Origin of the sequence: Pseudomonas sp. MD195_PC81_125 (genome assembly GCF_014060985.1) — a bacterium.
Taxonomy (GTDB): Bacteria; Pseudomonadota; Gammaproteobacteria; order Pseudomonadales; family Pseudomonadaceae; genus Aquipseudomonas; species Aquipseudomonas parakoreensis.
The window spans coordinates 1-509 of the sequence record NZ_JABULD010000798.1; the positions used below are offsets into that span (position 1 = coordinate 1).

Genomic DNA, 509 nt, shown 5'->3' on the forward strand with positions numbered 1-509 from the left:
CAGCGCCTCGACATCCTCGCGGCGCACGCCCGCCATATAAATCGCAAACTCTTCGCCACCCATACGAGCGAATTCGTGCTGCATCATCACAGTCTTGATGTCGGCAGCCACGCGCTTCAGCACTTCATCGCCGATGTCGTGACCGTATACATCATTCACTTTCTTGAAGTTGTCGATGTCGATCATTGCCAGATAGTGGTCATGCTCGCGAGGAAGGGCTTTCAGATGCTGTTGCGCGACGGTCATGAACGACCGGCGGTTGGGGATCTCGGTCAACGTATCGTTATAGGCCTGATCGAGCAGCAGCCGGGACATGATGTAGTTGTAGAGCTTGGCCTCACGCAGTTTGAGGAAAGTGTAAATCGTCAATGAGCAGAGAAACACGCTGTAGCAGGCGGTCATCACACCCCGGAGTTCGATCAGGGTAGTGGGGGTGTTGATGAATGGATTGAGTACCAGCCAGATAATCACTTGCGTCGCAAAGAAACGCCCCGCGACTCAAAGGCAGT

Annotated in this window: 1 pseudogene; it reads right to left on the reverse strand. The window is 54.0% G+C overall.

Annotated elements, in window-relative coordinates:
- Nucleotides 1–486 (reverse strand): annotated as a pseudogene (locus tag HT737_RS29360) (GGDEF domain-containing protein); the annotation flags it as partial.
- Nucleotides 487–509: the final 23 nt, after the last annotated feature.